Genomic DNA, 780 nt, shown 5'->3' with positions numbered 1-780 from the left:
CTCGCGCAGCACCGCCTTCTCGTTGAAGTCGAGGAAGCCGATCATCTGGGCCAGCTGGTCCTGCTGACGGCGTGCCTGCCACTCTTCGCACGCCCACTCCCAGGCGATCAGGAAGCCCTGACTGCAGAAGTAGGAGATGGCGATCAGCATGCCGATCCCCAGCCAGGCCGCATGATCCGCAGCCCACTGGCTGACGGCCCCTTTCATCAGCCCGGCCGGAAACAGCAGAATGATGCTGCAGCAGAGCAACAACCAGACCATCAGCCAATTGAGGCGGTTCAGTTGATAGAAATGTTGGATCCACCGTTTCATTGTTCATCCTTCCCAAACTGTTGTGGATAGTGAACTACCTACAGCAATCGGTGTGCCAACAGCGCAATAGCGGTGGGGAGGAGGGGCTGGCGAGGTTACATTCCCTTACAACTTATTGAATGGGTTGTCATTAATTTGCCTTGTGAGGCGGCGGTCTAGTTGCTAAAACGTCCCCTCAGTCATTGGGGAGTAGCAACCCGCCCGCATTCCGGGCCGGGCCCATGTCAACACTCTTGGATCCTCGAATCCATGGCATGGGCGGCGATAGGCACTATCGCTCTGCAAGACCTTTGGCCTCGATATGCACGCCAGCCGGGCGAGCCATGTCGGGTCCATCGGTTATTCTGCTCGCCTGGCGGTATCTATTATGTTGATTACCCTGCTGTTATTTCTCGTCTCTGCGGTCACCATCTACCTTGCCTGCGAATACTTCGTCAACGGCATCGAGTGGACCGGCCACCACTTCAA

1 protein-coding gene and 1 riboswitch are annotated in these 780 nt (G+C 56.7%); the gene reads right to left on the bottom strand.

The annotated features are described in order from the left end of the window. Window positions 1-312, bottom strand: a 312-nt coding sequence (locus tag RA21_RS21900; RefSeq protein WP_039152776.1) for a super-infection exclusion protein B, incomplete at its 3' end; no start/stop codon positions are given. A 172-nt stretch (window positions 313-484) separates the two neighbouring features. Continuing rightward, window positions 485-592: riboswitch (yybP-ykoY riboswitch) on the top strand. The last annotated feature ends 188 nt before the right edge of the window (window positions 593-780 follow it).

Origin of the sequence: Leisingera sp. ANG-DT (genome assembly GCF_000813785.1) — a bacterium.
Lineage (GTDB): Bacteria > Pseudomonadota > Alphaproteobacteria > Rhodobacterales > Rhodobacteraceae > Leisingera.
This window is presented reverse-complemented; position numbering and strand designations above follow the sequence as displayed.